Origin of the sequence: Arthrobacter sp. CAN_A2 (assembly GCF_015752045.1) — a bacterium.
Classification (GTDB): Bacteria; Actinomycetota; Actinomycetes; order Actinomycetales; family Micrococcaceae; genus Arthrobacter_D.
In genome coordinates this window covers 80,605-95,817 of the sequence record NZ_JADOUS010000001.1, presented here as the reverse complement: position 1 = coordinate 95,817, position 15,213 = coordinate 80,605, and the positions used below count along the sequence as shown (strand labels likewise).

Here is a 15,213-nt window from a genome sequence, read left to right as displayed (position 1 = left end):
GACCGGCCGGCTGGCTCCGTCGGGATTTATATGAGCTTGAGGACCCGGTCGGTCGTCGACTGCACCTCGGCGGCCAGGGCGGCGTTCTCGTTGAGCTTGACGCCGTACCCGGGCAGCATCTCCTTCAGCTTCGGCTCCCAGCCGGACATCCTGGTCGGGAAGCACCGCTCGAGCAGCTTCACCATGATCGGAGCCGCCGTGGAGGCTCCGGGAGAGGCGCCGAGCAGAGCCCCGACCGAGCCGTCCGAGGAGGTGATGACCTCGGTGCCGAACTGCAGCACGCCGCCCTTCCCGGGAGCCTTCTTGATGACCTGTACACGCTGGCCCGCGGAGATCAGTTCCCAGCTGCCGCCTTCGGCCATCGGCAGGAAGTCGGTGAGGGCGTCGTTCTTGGCATCGCGGTTCTTCAGGACCTCCGTGATGAGGTACTTCGTCAGGGACATGTTGTCCTTGGCGACCGCGAGCATCGGCACGAGGTTCGAGGGGCGGATCGACGTCGGCAGGTCCAGGTAGGAGCCGCTCTTGAGGAACTTGGTGGAGAAACCGGCGTAGGGGCCGAACAGCAGGGAGCGCTCGCCCTTAACGTACCGCGTGTCCAGGTGGGGGACGGACATCGGCGGGGCGCCGACGGACGCCTGGCCGTAGACCTTGGCGTTGTGCCTGCCGACGAGGTCCGGGTCGGTGCAGCGCAGGAACTGGCCGGAGACCGGGAAGCCGGCGAATCCGCGGCCCTCGGGGATCCCGCTGCGCTGCAGCAGGTGCAGTGCGCCGCCGCCGGCGCCGATGAAGACGAACCTGGTGGTGACGGTGGTGGTCTCGCCGGTGGCCTTGTTCCTGACCTTGACGTCCCAGCGGCCGTCGCTCGCCCGGGCGACGTCGAGGACGTCGAACCCGTAGTGCAGGTCGACGCCGGTGCCCTCGAGGTAGGTGGTGAGGTGGCGGGTGAGGGCACCGAAATCGACGTCGGTGCCGCCTTCGACGCGCGAGGCGGCGACGGGCTGGGAGGGGTTGCGACCCTGCATCACGAGCGGGGTCCACCCGGCGATAGTGTCGTGGTCCTCGCTGTGCTCCATGGTGCTGAACAGCGGCTGGGGGCTCAGCGCCTCGTAGCGCCGGCGCAGGTATTCGGCGTTGGCCTGGCCCCAGACGAAGCTCATGTGCGGCACGGGGTTGATGAACGTGCGGGGGTCGCCGATAAGCTTCTCGGAGACCATGTGCGACCAGAACTGCCGCGAGACCTGGAACTGCTCGTTGATCGCGACGGCCTTCGCCGGGTCGACGGAACCGTCCTTCCCGGCGGGCGAGTAGTTCAGCTCGCAGAGGGCCGAGTGGCCGGTGCCGGCGTTGTTCCAGGGGTCGGAGCTCTCGAGGCCTGCGACGTCGAGCCGTTCGAAGAGGGAGATGTCCCAGTCGGGCTGCAGCTGACGGAGGAATGCGCCGAGGGTGGCGCTCATGATCCCGCCGCCGATCAGGACGACATCGGTGGTCTTGGCGGGCGTGCCCTGATGGATTGTGGTCAACGGAGTCTCCAGTCGCGAGGTCACTAGCAGACAAAGACTAGCGTCTGGTGGTGACCGAACTTAAATCGTCCGGTACCTCAGTCCGACGTCGCCGGCCGGGGCTCGACGTCGGCCAGGTCGATGCGGTTGAAGACCTCGTTCATGACGGGGCTCACCGGGTAGGTGCTCACGCGGGGGCTCATCGCCAGCGCGGAGATGGGGAAGGCCAGCGGGACGGCCGGGATCCTGTCGGAGATCTGCGAGCTGATGTCCGCGTAGGCGTCGGTGCGGTCCTCGCCCGCAGGCAGTCCCCGCGCCCGGTTGATCTTGCTGAACAGCTGCGGGTCCTCGTAGGCGAACTCCTCGGAGTACGTGCCGAAGAGTGCACCCACGAAGTTGTCGGGGTCCTGGTAGCTGCCGCTCCACCCGAGCAGGTGGAACGCCCGGTCCCCGGACTGCTGGACCGTCGCGACGTAGCCGTCGCTCCATTCGACGGGCACCGGCTTGATGTTGAAACCGGCCTCGGTGAGCTGCCGGCTCAGTTCGGCGTAGGCCTTCTCGGGGGACGGCAGGTAGGCCCTGGAGACGTTGCGCGGGTAGTAGAAGGGCAGCTCCCGCCCGTCGTAGCCGGAACGTTCGAGCAGGTCCTTGGCGAGGGCGACGTCGTACCCGTAGTCCTTGACCGTCTCGTTGCTGACACCGAGCTTCTCGGGGATGAACTGGCGCGCCGGCTTGGTCCCGTTCAGGAAGCGGCCGTCGATGAGGGCGCTCTTGTCGATGGCGTGGGAGACGGCCTGGCGGAACAGGATGTCGTCGACACCGGGGAAACCCTGGTTCATGCCGAGGTAGAGCACCGAGTAGGGGTCGCGCTGCAGGAACTGCAGTCCGTTGCGGGCGAGGTCGACGGCGCTGTCCACGGACACGAAGTCGTAGCCGTCGATCCGGCCCGAGGCCAGGGCACGCGCCCGGGAGTCGGGGCTGGAGATGGTGGTGAACACCACACGATCCACTTCCCCGCGCTCACCCCAGTACCCGTCGAAGAACGAGAGCTCCACGTCGCCCTCCTCCCAGGAGACGAGCCGGAAGGGGCCGGTCCCCACGGGCGCCTGACCGTAGCGGGAGATGGCTGCGCCGTCCCGTGACTCGGTCAGTTGGTCCGCCGCGCCGGCCTCGAGTGCCGCGGGGGAGGACATGGCGAAGGCGGGCGACGCGAGTGCGGGGATCAGCCCCGTGATCCGGGAGGTGAGTTGCAGGTCCACCGTGTATGCCGAGGTCGCCGTGCAGCCCTGGTAGAGACTCACGTCGGGAGTGTCGGAGTACCCCTTGAACACGTTCTCGAAGGGCAGCCTGCTGGTGCCGGCTCGCGCGCTCTCGGGGAACGTGTACCAGCGGTCGAAGTTGGTGCACACGGCTTTCGCGTCGAACGGCTCCCCGTCCTGGAACACGACGTCGTCCCGCAGCGTGAATTCGTAGGACCGCCCCTCGTCCTTCTCGTCCCACGATTCCGCGAGCAGCGGCGTCGGTTCCGAGGTCAGCGGATCGACGCCGACGAGTCCCTGCAGGATCTGCTGGCTGACGCGGTAGGACTCCGTGTCGTTCGCGAGCGCCGGGTCGAGTGTCCGGGGATGCGCTGCCGTCCCGAAGGTGAACGTCGCGGCATCCGCGGCCGGAGCCGCCGTCGTCGTCGCCGGCTGGGGTGGCGGTACCTGGCCGACCGTGCAGGAGGCGAGGGACACCGCGGAGACGAGGGCAGCCGCCATCGTGGCGACGCGGGTCACACCGTGGGTCGCCCATCCGTGGCTGGTGCGGCGCGCGGCAGGGTTGGTCACAAGCGTCGATCTCCGAAGGGCAGGGGGGCCGGTCCGTCGTGGCCCGGTGTCTGGAATGCCCCAGTGTAGGCGATGGTCCTGTCCCTGCCGCCCAGGACCGGGGTGGACCGGACGCACGAACGGACCCCCTCACCCTGGGGTGAGGAGGCCCGTCCGTGATCCCTGGGACACGTTAGAGGATTGAACCAGGGAGGTGGGGGAGTCCTTAGCCGGCGGGGGGCGTGAGGACGGTGTCGATCAGGTACACGACGGCGTTGGCGGTCTGGACGCCGCCGCAGATCACGTTGGCGCCGTTGACCTGGAGCTCGTCACCCGAACCGGTGACCTCGAGCTCAGCACCCTGGACCGTGGTCTGCATGGTGCCCTCGAGCTCGGACGGCTGGATCTTGCCCGGCACGACGTGGTAGGTGAGGATGCTGCTGAGGCCCTCGGTGTCGGTCTTCAGGCCCTCGACGGTCTCGGCGGGCAGTGCCGCGAAGGCCTCGTCGACCGGTGCGAAGACGGTGAACTCGCCGCCGTTGAGGGTGTCGACGAGGTCGACGTCGGGGTTGATGCCACCGGAGACGGCAGCGGTCAGCTGGGTCAGGATGGGGTTGTTGCCTGCGGCGGTGGCCACGGGGTCGAGGGCCATGCCGGCCACCGAGCCTGCACCGTCCGGAACCTGCTCGGCGTAGCCTTCGCAGCCGGGGCCGACGAGGTTCGCTGCGGGGTCCATCATGGCGTCAGCGGAGGGGCTCATGCTGGCTTCCATCGAGGGGGACTCGCTGGCCATGCCGGTCTCTTCGGCCATGCCGCTCGGAGCTGCCTCGGACGCCGTGTCACTGCCGCCGCCGCAGGCTGCGAGACCGAACATCGAGACCGCCGCGATACCGAGGATGGACAGGTTCCTGCGCTTGATGATTTGCATGGGTTTTCCTCCATAGTTACGACCCGGCTGCTGCCTGGGTCAGTGACTGTCGTGTGAAACACATCGTGTCGATGTCTCGGAGGTACTTCGGGCGCGCGGACGAGGTGGATGGGTGCGATGTGGGAGGCGCCGATTTCGTGACCGGCCCGTGACCTGCGGTGATGGGTGCGCAGGCGCGGCCGGGCAGGGAAGAGCCCTGCCGGGCGTGCTGCCCCGGCAGGGCTCTGGGGGCCGGTCGGGGGCCGGCCCGACGACGGGTGCTGCTGGTGCTGCTGGTGCGCAAGAGGGGACTTGAACCCCCACGTCCGAAGACACTGGAACCTAAATCCAGCGCGTCTGCCAATTCCGCCACTCGCGCTCGGGATGCCGCTCGCGCGGAGGGCATCCCTTCCCTTTCACTGTAACGCGACCGGACCCGCGTCCGTGGTTCCGGAAGGGGCCCTACCGGTCGATCCCGAGGTCACGCCGCAGCTTCGCGACGTGACCGGTGGCGCGCACGTTGTACTGGGCCACGGCGACCCTGCCGTCGGGGTCGACGACCACCGTGGAGCGGATGAGGCCCTCGTAGGTCTTCCCGTAGTTCTTCTTCTCACCCCAGGCCCCGTAGGCCTCCGCGGTGGCGTGGTCCTCGTCCGAGAGGAGGGGGAAGGTGAGCGACTCCTTCGCCGAGAAGGCGGCCAGCTTTCCCACCGGGTCCGGGGAGATCCCGAGCACCTTGTAACCGGCAGCTCCCAGCGAAGCCAGGTTGTCGCGGAAGTCGCAGGCTTCGGTGGTGCAGCCGGGCGTGGCGGCGGCGGGGTAGAAGTACACGACGACGCTGTCGCCCCTCAGCGAGGACAGCGTCACGTCGTTGCCGGCGGCATCGATGAGCGTGAAATCGGGGGCGCTATCACCCGTGGCCAGTCGGTGCGACATGCATACTCCTGTGGAATCGTCGGAAGGCGGTGTGGTCTGGCGGGCCGGGAGGCAGGGCTCCCGGCGGCCGGCCTGGAGAGATCGAGCAGCCAGCTTAGTTATCATAGGTGGAAGATCCGACGCCGATGGCGGCCGCCGGTCTCGCGAGCGAGAGGAAGTGCACTGTTCTATGCCCGATCTGGAGCAATGGCCCACCGGTCGACTGCTGACGACAGCGGCGCGTCTGGTCGAGCACGCATGGAACGAACGTCTGGTCGACATCGGAGTGACCCACGCGGGGGTGATCGCCCTCGGCGTCCTCGAGGACCAGGGCGCCATGACGCAGGCGAGCCTCGCCCAGATCGTGCGCGTGCAGGCGCAGACGATGGGCAAGACCCTCTCCCGGCTCGAGTCCAGGGGCCATGTGACGCGCGTGCGGAACGATCTGGACCGACGCTCCCACATGGTCTCGATCTCGCCGGCGGGTCGTCGGGTCCTCGAGGCCTCCGCGGACATCGAGCGCACCCTGGTCCCCGGTGGGGGTCTGATCTCCGAGGAGCTGCGGAACCACCTGAAGGCCGTCATCCGGGAACTCGGTGCGCCGCGCTGGAGCTCAGCGGCCGCGGGCGTGGCCTCGCGCGACGGCGGAGCCGGCGATGGCTCCGACGCCACCGGGCCGGCTGCCCCGGTGCCCGGCTGACTCCAGGTCCGCCGCGGGCCCCACGGTCCTGATGCAAGCCCCCTGCCCGAGAGGCAGGGGGCTTTTGCGTTGGCGGACGCGGCGCACGAGCACGCCCGGCCTCGATCGCTGAAGGCGCCGGCCACGCTGCCCGCAGGTTCGCGGATCGTCGATGACACCCACCCCATCCATCACCATCCACACCCCGGGAACGGCCTGACGGAGGCTGCCCTCCCACTCATTGCTGACCCGGGTGCGAAGTGCCATCCTTGGGGGATCCGCCCTTCTGACAGCGAATGCGAGGAAGAAACGATGCCGCTCTATCTATCGAAATTCAGCTATGCACCGGAGACCTGGGCGCGGCTGATCAGCTCCCCCGAGGACCGCGGCAAGGCCGCACAGTCGTACATAGAATCCGTCGGAGGGACGCTCCATGGATTCTGGTACGCCTTCGGCGCCTACGATGGCTACAACTTGTGGGAGGCTCCCGACAACGTGTCCATGGCCGCGGTCGCACTGGCGATCAGCGGAGGGGGCGCACTGAGTTCGTTCGAGACGACGGTGCTCCTGACCGTCGACGAGACGATGGAGGCACTGCGCAGTGCCGAGCAGATCAGGTACCGACCTCCCGGTACCTGACCTGCTCAGGTGGACATGCACGACGGCCGGTTCACGATCGAAGCGCGCTGTGACCACTGACTGGGCACGAAGATGCGGTTCGACCAGGTGGCCATTGCTGCGGGACTGGCGCCGGCGGGCACCGCCATCAGCGCGTGCAGCGGCGCCGAGTACGGCATCGCCGCTTCGAATCGGGAAGCGACATCCGAGGACCGACCTCCGGACTTCGTCATCGACCCGAGCGTGACCATCGACTCCGTCCGGAAAGTCGCAGAACAGGACCACATCTCCTACTTCATCGGCGAGATGACGGACGACAGGGGCTTCTGCGCCTACTCGACCACGGACGACGACTTCATCGGGGGCTGCGGGGAAGGCCATGGTCAGCCGGTCACAGTCGCTCCTGGCGCTGGTTCAGATCTTCCTCAATCCACGCTCATCACGGATTCCTACTCCACTGACGCCCTGACGAGCGGTGACTGGACCGAGGTCCACGACAACATCCTCATCCGCTGACGCCGACTCGGGGAGCGCGCCGGTCGGGCACCACCATCGGGTACGGCCGGTGTTCCGGGAGGTCGAGACCACCGTGTCCTACATCCACCCGGCGAAAAAGGGAAGAGCTCCGGCTGATGGTGCCCTTCTGGTCCGGACTGTTTGCATACTAAGTGTGCTGATGTTTTGTTGGGACACGGGAGTGTCCAGCGCACATGGGAGAACAGCATGCAGACCACCATCGACGCACCGCCGACTGTCCGGGCACGCCCGGCATGTTCCTCCGATGCAGCTGCCGTGCACAGGCCGACGGGTCGCTCGTCCCAGGACGGGCCCCTCAAGGCGGCCCTGCAGGACGACATCGCCTTACGGCACTTGGACATCGCCGAATCGGTCGCGCGGTCCTTCGCGGTCGCGGGCCCCGAGGCCTCGGACATCCGCCAGGTCGCGTACCTGGGCCTGATCAAGGCGGTGCAGCGCTTCGACCCGGCACGCGGCATTCCGTTCGCCTCGTTCGCCGTCCCGACGATCAGCGGGGAGATCAAGCGCTACCTGCGCGACTCCTGCTGGGTGGTCCGGCCGCCGCGGGAGGTGCAGGACCTCCGCACGGAGATCGCCCGGACGGCTCCCGCCATGGCCCAGCGGCTCGGCCGCGAGGCGACCGCACGCGAGCTGGGGCTCGAGCTCGGCCGGCCGGAGAGCAAGGTCCTCGAAGCGCAGGCGTGCGCGACGAGTCTCCGACCGGTCTCGCTCGACGCCCCCGTGGAGGGCCGCACCTGGGCCGATACCCTGGCGGACCGGTCCAGCGGCATGGAGCGCAGGGAGGACATGATCTGCCTGCGCGGTGCCGTCAGCGAACTGTGCGACGGCGAGAAGGAGCTCCTCTACCGCCGGTACTTCATGGAGCAGACCCAGCAGGGCATCGGGGACGAGCTCGGCATGTCCCAGATGCAGGTCTCGAGGGCGCTGGCGCGGATCCTGGTCAAACTGCAGAAGAGACTCCTCGGCGCTCCCGCCGCCGAGGACGGGCAGGCGGTGCGGTCCGGTATCGCCTAGGAGATCCCGTGGTCGGCTGCCGCAGCCAGCACCTGGTCGACGGTCACGGCCAGGAGGGCCGGATCGGGTGTGGCGGAGAACGTCTCGCCGACGCGCACCGACGCGTCCGTCAGGACGGTGTGAGGTCCGGGCGGCGGACCCCACTCAGAGGGCGGCGCGGGCCCGAACAGCACCACGGACGGACGGGCGTAGGCCGAGGCGAGGTGCGCGGCCCCCGTGTCCGCGGAGATCACCAGGGATGCGCCGGCCACCAGGCCCGCGAAGGCGTCGAGGGGCAGGTCCCCGGCGGCGACCGACGCCTCCGGCAGGCCGGCGGCGTCGGCGACCGCGAGGGCGCGCGGCCGCTCCTTGCCACTGCCCGTGAACACCACCCGGTGCCCGGCGGCGGCCAGGGTGCGCGCCACGTCGGCGAACCGTTCCACGGGCCAGAGCCGGCTCCCGTAGGCGGCCCCGACATGCACGACGACGGCGTCCGGTGCCGGATTCCCGACGTCGGGCACCCGCAGCCTGCAGTCCAGCGGGTCCGCGGGGACGCCGTGCCAGCTCATGAGCGATGCCCACCGTTCGCGCTCGAGGATCCCGTGGCGCCATTCGGGGCCGTCCCAGCCCGGCGAGCGGTGTCCCATCCGGCGTCGTGCGCCGATCTCCTCGAGACGCCCCCTGCTCTCGGCGCCGCTCCCATGGAGGTTCACGGCCAGGTCGATGCGCCCGTGCTCGATGGGCAGGGGGTCGTCGAGGCCGTGGGTGGGCAGCAGGTCGTCCACGGCGTCGGTGAGCGGGATGATGGGGCGCAGCCACTCCTGGGCGGCATAGAGGATGCGGTGCTCCGGGAAGGCGCGCCGCAACCCCTTCAGGGCGGGCACCGCCACGAGGAGATCACCGAGTTTCAGGGCCCGCAGCGCCAGGATCTCGGGACGCCCGTCGGATGCGGGCGTCGATGCGGGGACGGGACGGGAAGCGGGCCCGGAGCCGCGTCCGGACGGTGGAGCGGACGTGCCTGTGGTGCCGGTGCCCTCGGAGGTCATGGGGACGATCCTGCCAGAGGATCGATGCGTGTCCGGCGGGCGTGCCCGCTGGGAAGAAGTTCGGCCGAAAGTGTTTAGTACTGCTCCTTCCCGGGAACTAAGCCTGTATGCATACTTCGGCCGGACCCCCGCGGACAGCTCCCCGGGCCGTCCTGTTCGACCGCGACGGGACGATCGTCGTGGACGTCCCCTACAACGGTGATCCTGCGCTCGTGCGGGCCATGCCGGGGGCGCGCGAGGTGCTCGACGGCCTGCGCTCCCGCGGCATCCCGGTGGGCGTGGTTACCAACCAGTCGGGGATCGCCAGGGGACTGATCACCCGTGAGCAGGTCGACGCCGTCAACGCCCGCGTCGAGGAACTGCTCGGACCGTTCGACGTGTGGGAGCTCTGCCCCCACGGGTCCGAGGACGGCTGCACCTGCAGGAAGCCCGGCCCGGGGATGGTCCTCGCGGCCAGCGCCCGTCTGGGCCTCGACGCCGCGGACGTCGCCGTGATCGGGGACATCGGGGCGGACATGGGAGCCGCGGCCGCCGCCGGTGCGCAGGCCGTCCTCGTCCCGACCGGCATCACGCTCCAGGACGAGATCCGCTCGGCGCCCGCCGTCGCCCGGACCCTCGCCGAGGCCGTCGACGCGCTGTGGACGGTCACGCCGTGAGGCGCCGGGTCCTCGTCGCCCGCCTGGACAGCGCCGGCGACGTCCTCCTCGCCGGGCCCGCCGTCCGGGCCGTCGCCGCAGGGGACCACGGGGACTCCCCGAACGACGTCGTCATGCTGTGCGGGCCGCAGGGCGCGGCGGCGGCGTGGCTGCTGCCGGGCGTCGTCGACGTCGTCATCTGGTCCGCTCCGTGGATCGTGGACCCGGCCCCCGAGCCCACGCCGGAGCTGATGGCCGAACTGCACGACGCCGTGGTGGCGCTCGGCGTGGACGAGGCCGTGCTCCTGACCTCGTTCCACCAGTCGCCGCTGCCCCTCGCGCTGCTGCTCCGGCTCGCCGGTATCCGGAGGATCGCCGGCGCGTCCGTCGACTACGCCGGATCGCTCCTCGACATCCGGCTCAAGCCCGGCGAGGACTTCCCGGAGGACCAGCCGGAAGCGGAGCGGGCCCTCGGCATCGCGGAGGCGGCGGGGTATGCCCTGCCCCCGGGCGACGACGGCCGGCTGCAGGTCACCGGCCTCGCCGATGCCTCCGCCCTCGTGGGACACGGCCCCTACGTCGTCGTCCACCCCGGTGCCTCCGTGCCCGCCCGCGCCTGGCCCCCGCTCCACCATGCGGCCGCCGTCGAACTCCTGACCGCCGCGGGCTTCCGCGTGGTGGTCACCGGCGGGCCGGACGAGACCGACCTGACGTCCACGGTCGCCGGCCCGGAGGCCCTGGACCTCGGGGGCAGGACGGACCTCGCCACCCTTGGATCCGTCATCGCCGGCGCGTCCGTCATCATCACCGGCAACACCGGGCCGGCACATCTGGCGGCCGCCGTCGGCACCCCCGTCGTCTGCCTGTTCTCTCCCGTGGTCCCGGCGGTGCGCTGGGCGCCCTACCGTGTGCCGGTGGAACTGCTCGGTGACCAGGACGCCGCCTGCGCACTCAGCCGGGCCCGCGTCTGCCCGGTGCAGGGGCATCCCTGCCTGTCCGGCGTCTCCCCGGAGGACGTGGTGGACGCCGTCCTCCGGCTCGGTTCCGGCATATCGTCACTCGGCTCACGCCGCAGCATCGGCCGCACAGAGGGCCGCCGACCAACGAGGGGACACCGATGAGGATCCTGCTATGGCACGTGCACGGAGGATGGACCGATGCCTTCGTGCGCGGGGAGCACACCTACGTGCTACCGACTACGCCCGACGGCGGCGCCTGGGGCCTCGGCCGCGCCGGCCGCGCCTGGCCGGCGTCCGTCGTCGAGGTGGCACCCGGGGACCTCGCCGACGCCGCCATCGACGTCGTCGTCCTGCAGCGGGTCGAGGAGATCGCCGAGTGCGAGCGGCTCCTGGGACGCACTCCGGGCCGCGACCTCCCGGCGGTCTTCCTCGAGCACAACACGCCGCGCCGCGACATCGTCGGCACCGTCCACCCGCTGGCAGGCCAGTCGGACATCCCGATCGTCCACGTCACCCACTTCAATGCCCTCTTCTGGGACAACGGCGCCGCGAGCACCACGGTGATCGAGCACGGCATCGTGGACCCGGGCTACCTCTACACCGGTGAGCTCGAACAGCTCGCCGTCGTCGTCAACGAGCCCGTGCGCCGCGGCCGCATCACCGGGACCGACCTGCTGCCCCGCTTCGCAAGGGTCGCGCCGCTGGAGGTCTTCGGGATGGGGACCGACGGGCTCGCCGACACCCTGGACCTCGCGCCCGGGGAACTGCGCATCGGTGGCGACCTGGCCACGGCGCAGCTGCACGCACGGCTCGGGCGCTCCCGGGCCTACATCCACCCGGTCCGCTGGACGTCCCTCGGACTCTCGCTCCTCGAAGCGATGCACGTGGGGCTCCCGGTGCTCGCCCTCGCCACCACGGAGGCGGCACGCGCGGTGCCCGCCGAGGCGGGAGCGATCTCGACGGACGTCGACGACCTCGTCCGCATGGCGGCGAGGCTGATCGACGACCCCGACGACGCCCGGACCCGGGGACGCGCGGCACGGGAGGCGGTCCTCGCACGGTACGGGCTGGCCCGCTTCCTGGCGGACTGGGACGAGGTCCTGGAGCAGGAACCGACGCGACACCGCGTCCTGGCGGTCACGGAGAGGAAAGCCCAGTGAGGATCTCGATGGTGTCGGAGCACGCCAGTCCGCTCGCCGCGCTGGGGGGTGTCGACGCCGGTGGGCAGAACGTCCACGTCGCCGAGCTGTCCCTCGCGCTGGCCCGCCGGGGACACGACGTGACGGTGTACACGCGGCGCGACGATCCGGCCCTGCCGGACCGGGTGCGCACCGATCCGCGCCTGGAGGTCGTGCACGTCACCGCGGGCCCCGTGCGGACCGTCCCGAAGGACCTGCTCCTGCCCTACATGGGTGAGCTGGCCGAAGGCATCGTGGAGGACTGGGGGCAGGAACCGCCGGACATCGTGCACGGGCATTTCTGGATGTCCGGTCTCGCCGCGCTCGACGCCGCCCGACAGTCGCGCGCCGAGGGCCGGCCCGTGCAGGTCATCCAGACCTTCCACGCCCTCGGCACCGTCAAACGCCGCCACCAGGGAGCCGAGGACACCAGTCCGTCCGAGCGGCTCGTGCTCGAGGCGATGGTGGGACGCAGCGCAGACCGCGTCGTCGCGACGTGCTCGGACGAGGTGTTCGAGCTCAAGGCCATGGGCGTCCCGGGCGGCCGGGTGTCGATCGCCCCCTGCGGCGTCGACGTCGACCTGTTCACGCCGCACGGGCCCGCGGAGGACCGCGCCCGCGCGCACCGGATCGTGAGCGTGGGACGGCTGGTCCCGCGCAAGGGCATGGATCTCGTCATCCGCGCGATGCGCGCGCTCGCCGACCTGGGCCGCGTCGACGTCGAACTCCACATCGTGGGCGGCGCCGGCAGTTCGACCGCGCTCGAGGACGATCCGGAGGCGCAGCGGCTCCGCGCGCTCGCCGTGGATCTCGGCGTCGCCGACCGGGTGGTCCTGCGCGGCCAGGTGTCCCGGGCGGAGATGCCCGCGGTGCTCCGCAGCGCGGACGCCGTGGTCTGCGCCCCCTGGTACGAGCCGTTCGGGATCGTCCCGCTCGAGGCCATGGCGTGCGGCGTCCCGGTGGTCGCCGCGGCCGTCGGGGGCCTCGTCGACACCGTGGTGCACGGCTCGACCGGGCTGCACGTCCCGCCCAGGGATCCGGCGGCCATCGCCGCCGCGATCTCCGACATCGTGGGCGAACCCGCCTGGGCGCGCGAGCTCGGCGACACCGGCTACCGCCGCGTGAAGGCCCGCTACTCATGGAGCCGTATCGCGGCCGACACCGAGAAGGCCTACCAGGCGGCCCTCACCGACGCAGCACCCGCAGGACCGGCCACCGCGCGGCGCAGTGCTGCGCGTCGACTCGAAAGCACAGGAGGCAGGGCACTGTGACCACGCATCTCTCGGACATCCAGGCCGACATCAGGTCGGACGCCGTCCGGCACACCGTCCCGGACACCGTCCCGGACACCGTCCCGGACACCGTCCCGGACACCGTCCCGGACACCGTCCCGGACACCGTCCCGGACACTGTCCCGCACACCGTGCTGGAGGACTCGCGACGCCTCGTCCTGGACCACCTCCGTGCGGTCACCCCCGCCCTGGAATCCCTCGCCCTCAACGCCGGGACCCTCGCGGGCTGGGGAGTGGAGATGGCGGACCGCCTCCTGGCCGGCCGGCGGCTGCTCGCGGCCGGCAACGGTGGCTCCGCCGCCGAGGCCCAGCACCTGACCGCGGAACTCGTCGGCCGGTTCGACGGCGAGCGCGAACCGTTCTCGGCGATCTCCCTGCACGCGGAGAGTTCCGCGGTCACGGCGATCGCCAACGACTACGGGTTCGACCACCTGTACGCCCGCCAGGTGAGCGCCCACGGCCGCCCGGGGGACATCCTGGTGCTCCTGAGCACGAGTGGCAGGAGCCCCAACCTGCTCCACGCCGTCGATGCCGCCCGCTCGGCCGGCATCACCACCTGGGCGCTCACCGGCGCCGGACCCAACCCACTCACCGAGTGCGTCGACGACTTCGTCGCGGTCGACGCGCAGTCCGCCAATGCCCAGGAGGGCCACCTCATCGCCCTGCATGCGATCTGCCGGGCCTTCGACGCCGAGGTCCACCGCCGCCGTCGGGAGGAGCAGCGATGAGGATCGTGGTGGTCGGGGACGTCCTGCTCGACACCGACCTCTCCGGCGGGGCCGGTCGGCTGTCGCCGGACGCGCCCGTGCCCGTCGTCGACGTCGACGACGTCCAGCGCCGCGCCGGGGGAGCGGGCCTCGTGGCCCGCATGCTGCACTTCGACGGGCACGACGCCGTCCTGGTCACCGTCCTCGCGGAGGACGAGGCGTCCGGGCTGCTGCGGGCCGAGCTCGACGGCGTGACCGTGGTCGCCGGTCCCTCGGGTGCGCCCACCCCCGTCAAGACGAGGGTCCGTGCCTCCGGCCAGGCGGTCGTCCGGTTCGACGAGGGCTGCGCGACGCCTCCCGTGCCGGGATCCACCGACGAGATGCTGGCCGCCCTCGACGGCGCCGACGCGATCATCGCGGCGGACTACGGCCGCGGCCTGCTCGCCAACGAAGCCCTGCGGGCCCGCCTCGAGGCGCTCGCCGGGACGATCCCGGTGGTCTGGGATCCCCATCCCGCCGGCGCCCGGCCCGTCCCGGGCGTGGCTGCGGTGACCCCCAACCTCGGGGAGGCCCTGCGCTTCGCCGGGATCCGGGACTCCGGGACCCGGGCCGCGGCGGCGGCTGCCGACGTCCTCCTCGCCGACTGGGGGAGCAGGGCCGTGCTCGTCACCATGGGCGACCACGGGGCCCTCGTCGCCGCGACGGGCCTCCTGCCCCAGGTGGTGCCCGCGCCCCGGGTCAGCGCTTCGGACCCCTGCGGTGCGGGTGACCGCTTCGCCTCGGCGCTCGCCGTCGGACTCGCGCAGGGAGCGCCGATCGACGCCGCCGCGCAGCAGGCGGTCGAGACCGCCGCGCACTTCCTCACCTCCGGGGGCGTCGGGGCGATGGGCCGGCAGCGTGAGGACGCCCCGCAGCAGCTGCCCGTCGACGGGCTTGACGCCCTCGCCGTGGTGCGGCGGACGCGTGAGGCCGGTGGGACCGTCGTCGCGACCGGCGGATGCTTCGACCTCCTGCACGCCGGGCACGCTCGGACACTCGCCGCGGCACGCCGGCTCGGTGACTGCCTGATCGTCTGCCTCAATTCGGACGAGTCGGTGCGCGGGCTCAAGGGGGACAACCGGCCCATCATCAAGCAGGAGGACCGCGCCGAGCTGCTCTCGGCCCTCGGGTGCGTGGACGCCGTCCTGGTCTTCTCCGAGTCGACACCCGAGAACGCCATCTCCCGCCTGCAACCCGACATCTGGGTCAAGGGCGGCGACTACGCGGCCGAGGACCTCCCCGAAGCCGCGCTGGTGAGCAGCTGGGGCGGCAGGACCGTCACCGTCCCGTACATCCCCGCACGCTCCACCACGAAACTGGCGGCCGCGCTCGCCCGCGTCGGCTGACCTCCAGAGACCTCCCGGCCCGTCCGGCCGGCCCCGTGCACGCTACGAAAGGAAC

At 71.0% G+C, this 15,213-nt stretch carries 15 protein-coding genes and 1 tRNA gene; 10 read left to right on the top strand and 6 right to left on the bottom strand.

The window, feature by feature from the left end; genetic code table 11:
* Positions 1 to 26 precede the first annotated feature (26 nt).
* The 5 genes from IWX63_RS00430 to bcp all read right to left on the bottom strand — a co-directional run bounded on the left by IWX63_RS00430 (position 27) and on the right by bcp (position 5,150).
* Entirely contained in the window at positions 27 to 1,511 is a 1,485-nt protein-coding gene (locus IWX63_RS00430) for a malate:quinone oxidoreductase (RefSeq protein WP_199276494.1), read from the bottom strand.
* Positions 1,512 to 1,597: 86 nt separating this feature from the next.
* On the bottom strand, positions 1,598 to 3,328 hold the full coding sequence (locus IWX63_RS00425) for an ABC transporter substrate-binding protein (protein ID WP_334685513.1): 1,731 nt from the start codon (positions 3,326 to 3,328) through the stop codon (positions 1,598 to 1,600).
* A gap of 205 nt (positions 3,329 to 3,533) precedes the next feature.
* Complete coding sequence (locus tag IWX63_RS00420; RefSeq protein ID WP_199276192.1) at positions 3,534 to 4,235, bottom strand: fasciclin domain-containing protein; 702 nt, start codon at positions 4,233 to 4,235, stop codon at positions 3,534 to 3,536.
* 273 nt (positions 4,236 to 4,508) lie between these two features.
* Positions 4,509 to 4,593 (bottom strand) — tRNA-Leu (locus IWX63_RS00415).
* 83 nt (positions 4,594 to 4,676) lie between these two features.
* Positions 4,677 to 5,150, bottom strand: a complete 474-nt coding sequence (bcp, locus tag IWX63_RS00410; RefSeq protein WP_199276191.1) for a thioredoxin-dependent thiol peroxidase — start codon at positions 5,148 to 5,150, stop codon at positions 4,677 to 4,679.
* Between the two features lie 169 nt (positions 5,151 to 5,319).
* Here bcp and IWX63_RS00405 point away from each other — a divergent pair, with 169 nt between their 5' ends.
* The 4 genes from IWX63_RS00405 (at position 5,320) to IWX63_RS00390 (ending at position 7,977) form a co-directional block, all read left to right on the top strand.
* A complete protein-coding gene (locus IWX63_RS00405; protein ID WP_199276190.1) occupies positions 5,320 to 5,829 on the top strand; it encodes a MarR family winged helix-turn-helix transcriptional regulator in 510 nt (169 codons plus the stop codon).
* A gap of 291 nt (positions 5,830 to 6,120) precedes the next feature.
* Positions 6,121 to 6,447 (top strand): GYD domain-containing protein, encoded by a 327-nt coding sequence (locus tag IWX63_RS00400; protein ID WP_199276189.1) that lies wholly within the window; start codon positions 6,121 to 6,123, stop codon positions 6,445 to 6,447.
* Positions 6,448 to 6,519: 72 nt separating this feature from the next.
* Entirely contained in the window at positions 6,520 to 6,942 is a 423-nt protein-coding gene (locus IWX63_RS00395; RefSeq protein ID WP_199276188.1) for a hypothetical protein, read from the top strand.
* A 207-nt stretch (positions 6,943 to 7,149) separates the two neighbouring features.
* Positions 7,150 to 7,977, top strand: coding sequence for a sigma-70 family RNA polymerase sigma factor (locus tag IWX63_RS00390; protein ID WP_199276187.1), 828 nt, complete (start codon positions 7,150 to 7,152; stop codon positions 7,975 to 7,977).
* Here IWX63_RS00390 and IWX63_RS00385 read toward each other — a convergent pair.
* Positions 7,974 to 9,002: a glycosyltransferase family 9 protein gene (locus tag IWX63_RS00385; protein WP_199276186.1), complete on the bottom strand. Its 1,029-nt coding sequence runs from the start codon at positions 9,000 to 9,002 to the stop codon at positions 7,974 to 7,976. The genes IWX63_RS00390 and IWX63_RS00385 overlap by 4 nt on opposite strands.
* Positions 9,003 to 9,109: 107 nt before the next feature.
* On the opposite strand from IWX63_RS00385, the gene IWX63_RS00380 reads away from it, so the two are divergent.
* The 6 genes from IWX63_RS00380 to IWX63_RS00355 all read left to right on the top strand — a co-directional run bounded on the left by IWX63_RS00380 (position 9,110) and on the right by IWX63_RS00355 (position 15,158).
* Entirely contained in the window at positions 9,110 to 9,658 is a 549-nt protein-coding gene (locus IWX63_RS00380) for a D-glycero-alpha-D-manno-heptose-1,7-bisphosphate 7-phosphatase (protein ID WP_199276185.1), read from the top strand.
* Positions 9,655 to 10,758 carry a glycosyltransferase family 9 protein gene (locus tag IWX63_RS00375; RefSeq protein WP_199276184.1) on the top strand — a complete coding sequence of 368 codons (1,104 nt, stop codon included), beginning with the start codon at positions 9,655 to 9,657 and terminating at the stop codon, positions 10,756 to 10,758. Before IWX63_RS00380 ends, IWX63_RS00375 begins: the two co-directional genes overlap by 4 nt.
* The gene (locus IWX63_RS00370; RefSeq protein WP_199276183.1) at positions 10,755 to 11,756 is read left to right on the top strand and encodes a glycosyltransferase; all 1,002 of its coding nucleotides are present in this window, start codon (positions 10,755 to 10,757) and stop codon (positions 11,754 to 11,756) included. The genes IWX63_RS00375 and IWX63_RS00370 overlap by 4 nt, the downstream gene beginning before the upstream one ends.
* Entirely contained in the window at positions 11,753 to 13,045 is a 1,293-nt protein-coding gene (locus tag IWX63_RS00365) for a glycosyltransferase (RefSeq protein WP_199276182.1), read from the top strand. Before IWX63_RS00370 ends, IWX63_RS00365 begins: the two co-directional genes overlap by 4 nt.
* Positions 13,046 to 13,197: 152 nt before the next feature.
* Entirely contained in the window at positions 13,198 to 13,794 is a 597-nt protein-coding gene (locus IWX63_RS00360; protein WP_334685561.1) for a D-sedoheptulose-7-phosphate isomerase, read from the top strand.
* The gene (locus tag IWX63_RS00355) at positions 13,791 to 15,158 is read left to right on the top strand and encodes a PfkB family carbohydrate kinase (RefSeq protein WP_199276181.1); all 1,368 of its coding nucleotides are present in this window, start codon (positions 13,791 to 13,793) and stop codon (positions 15,156 to 15,158) included. Before IWX63_RS00360 ends, IWX63_RS00355 begins: the two co-directional genes overlap by 4 nt.
* The last annotated feature ends 55 nt before the right edge of the window (positions 15,159 to 15,213 follow it).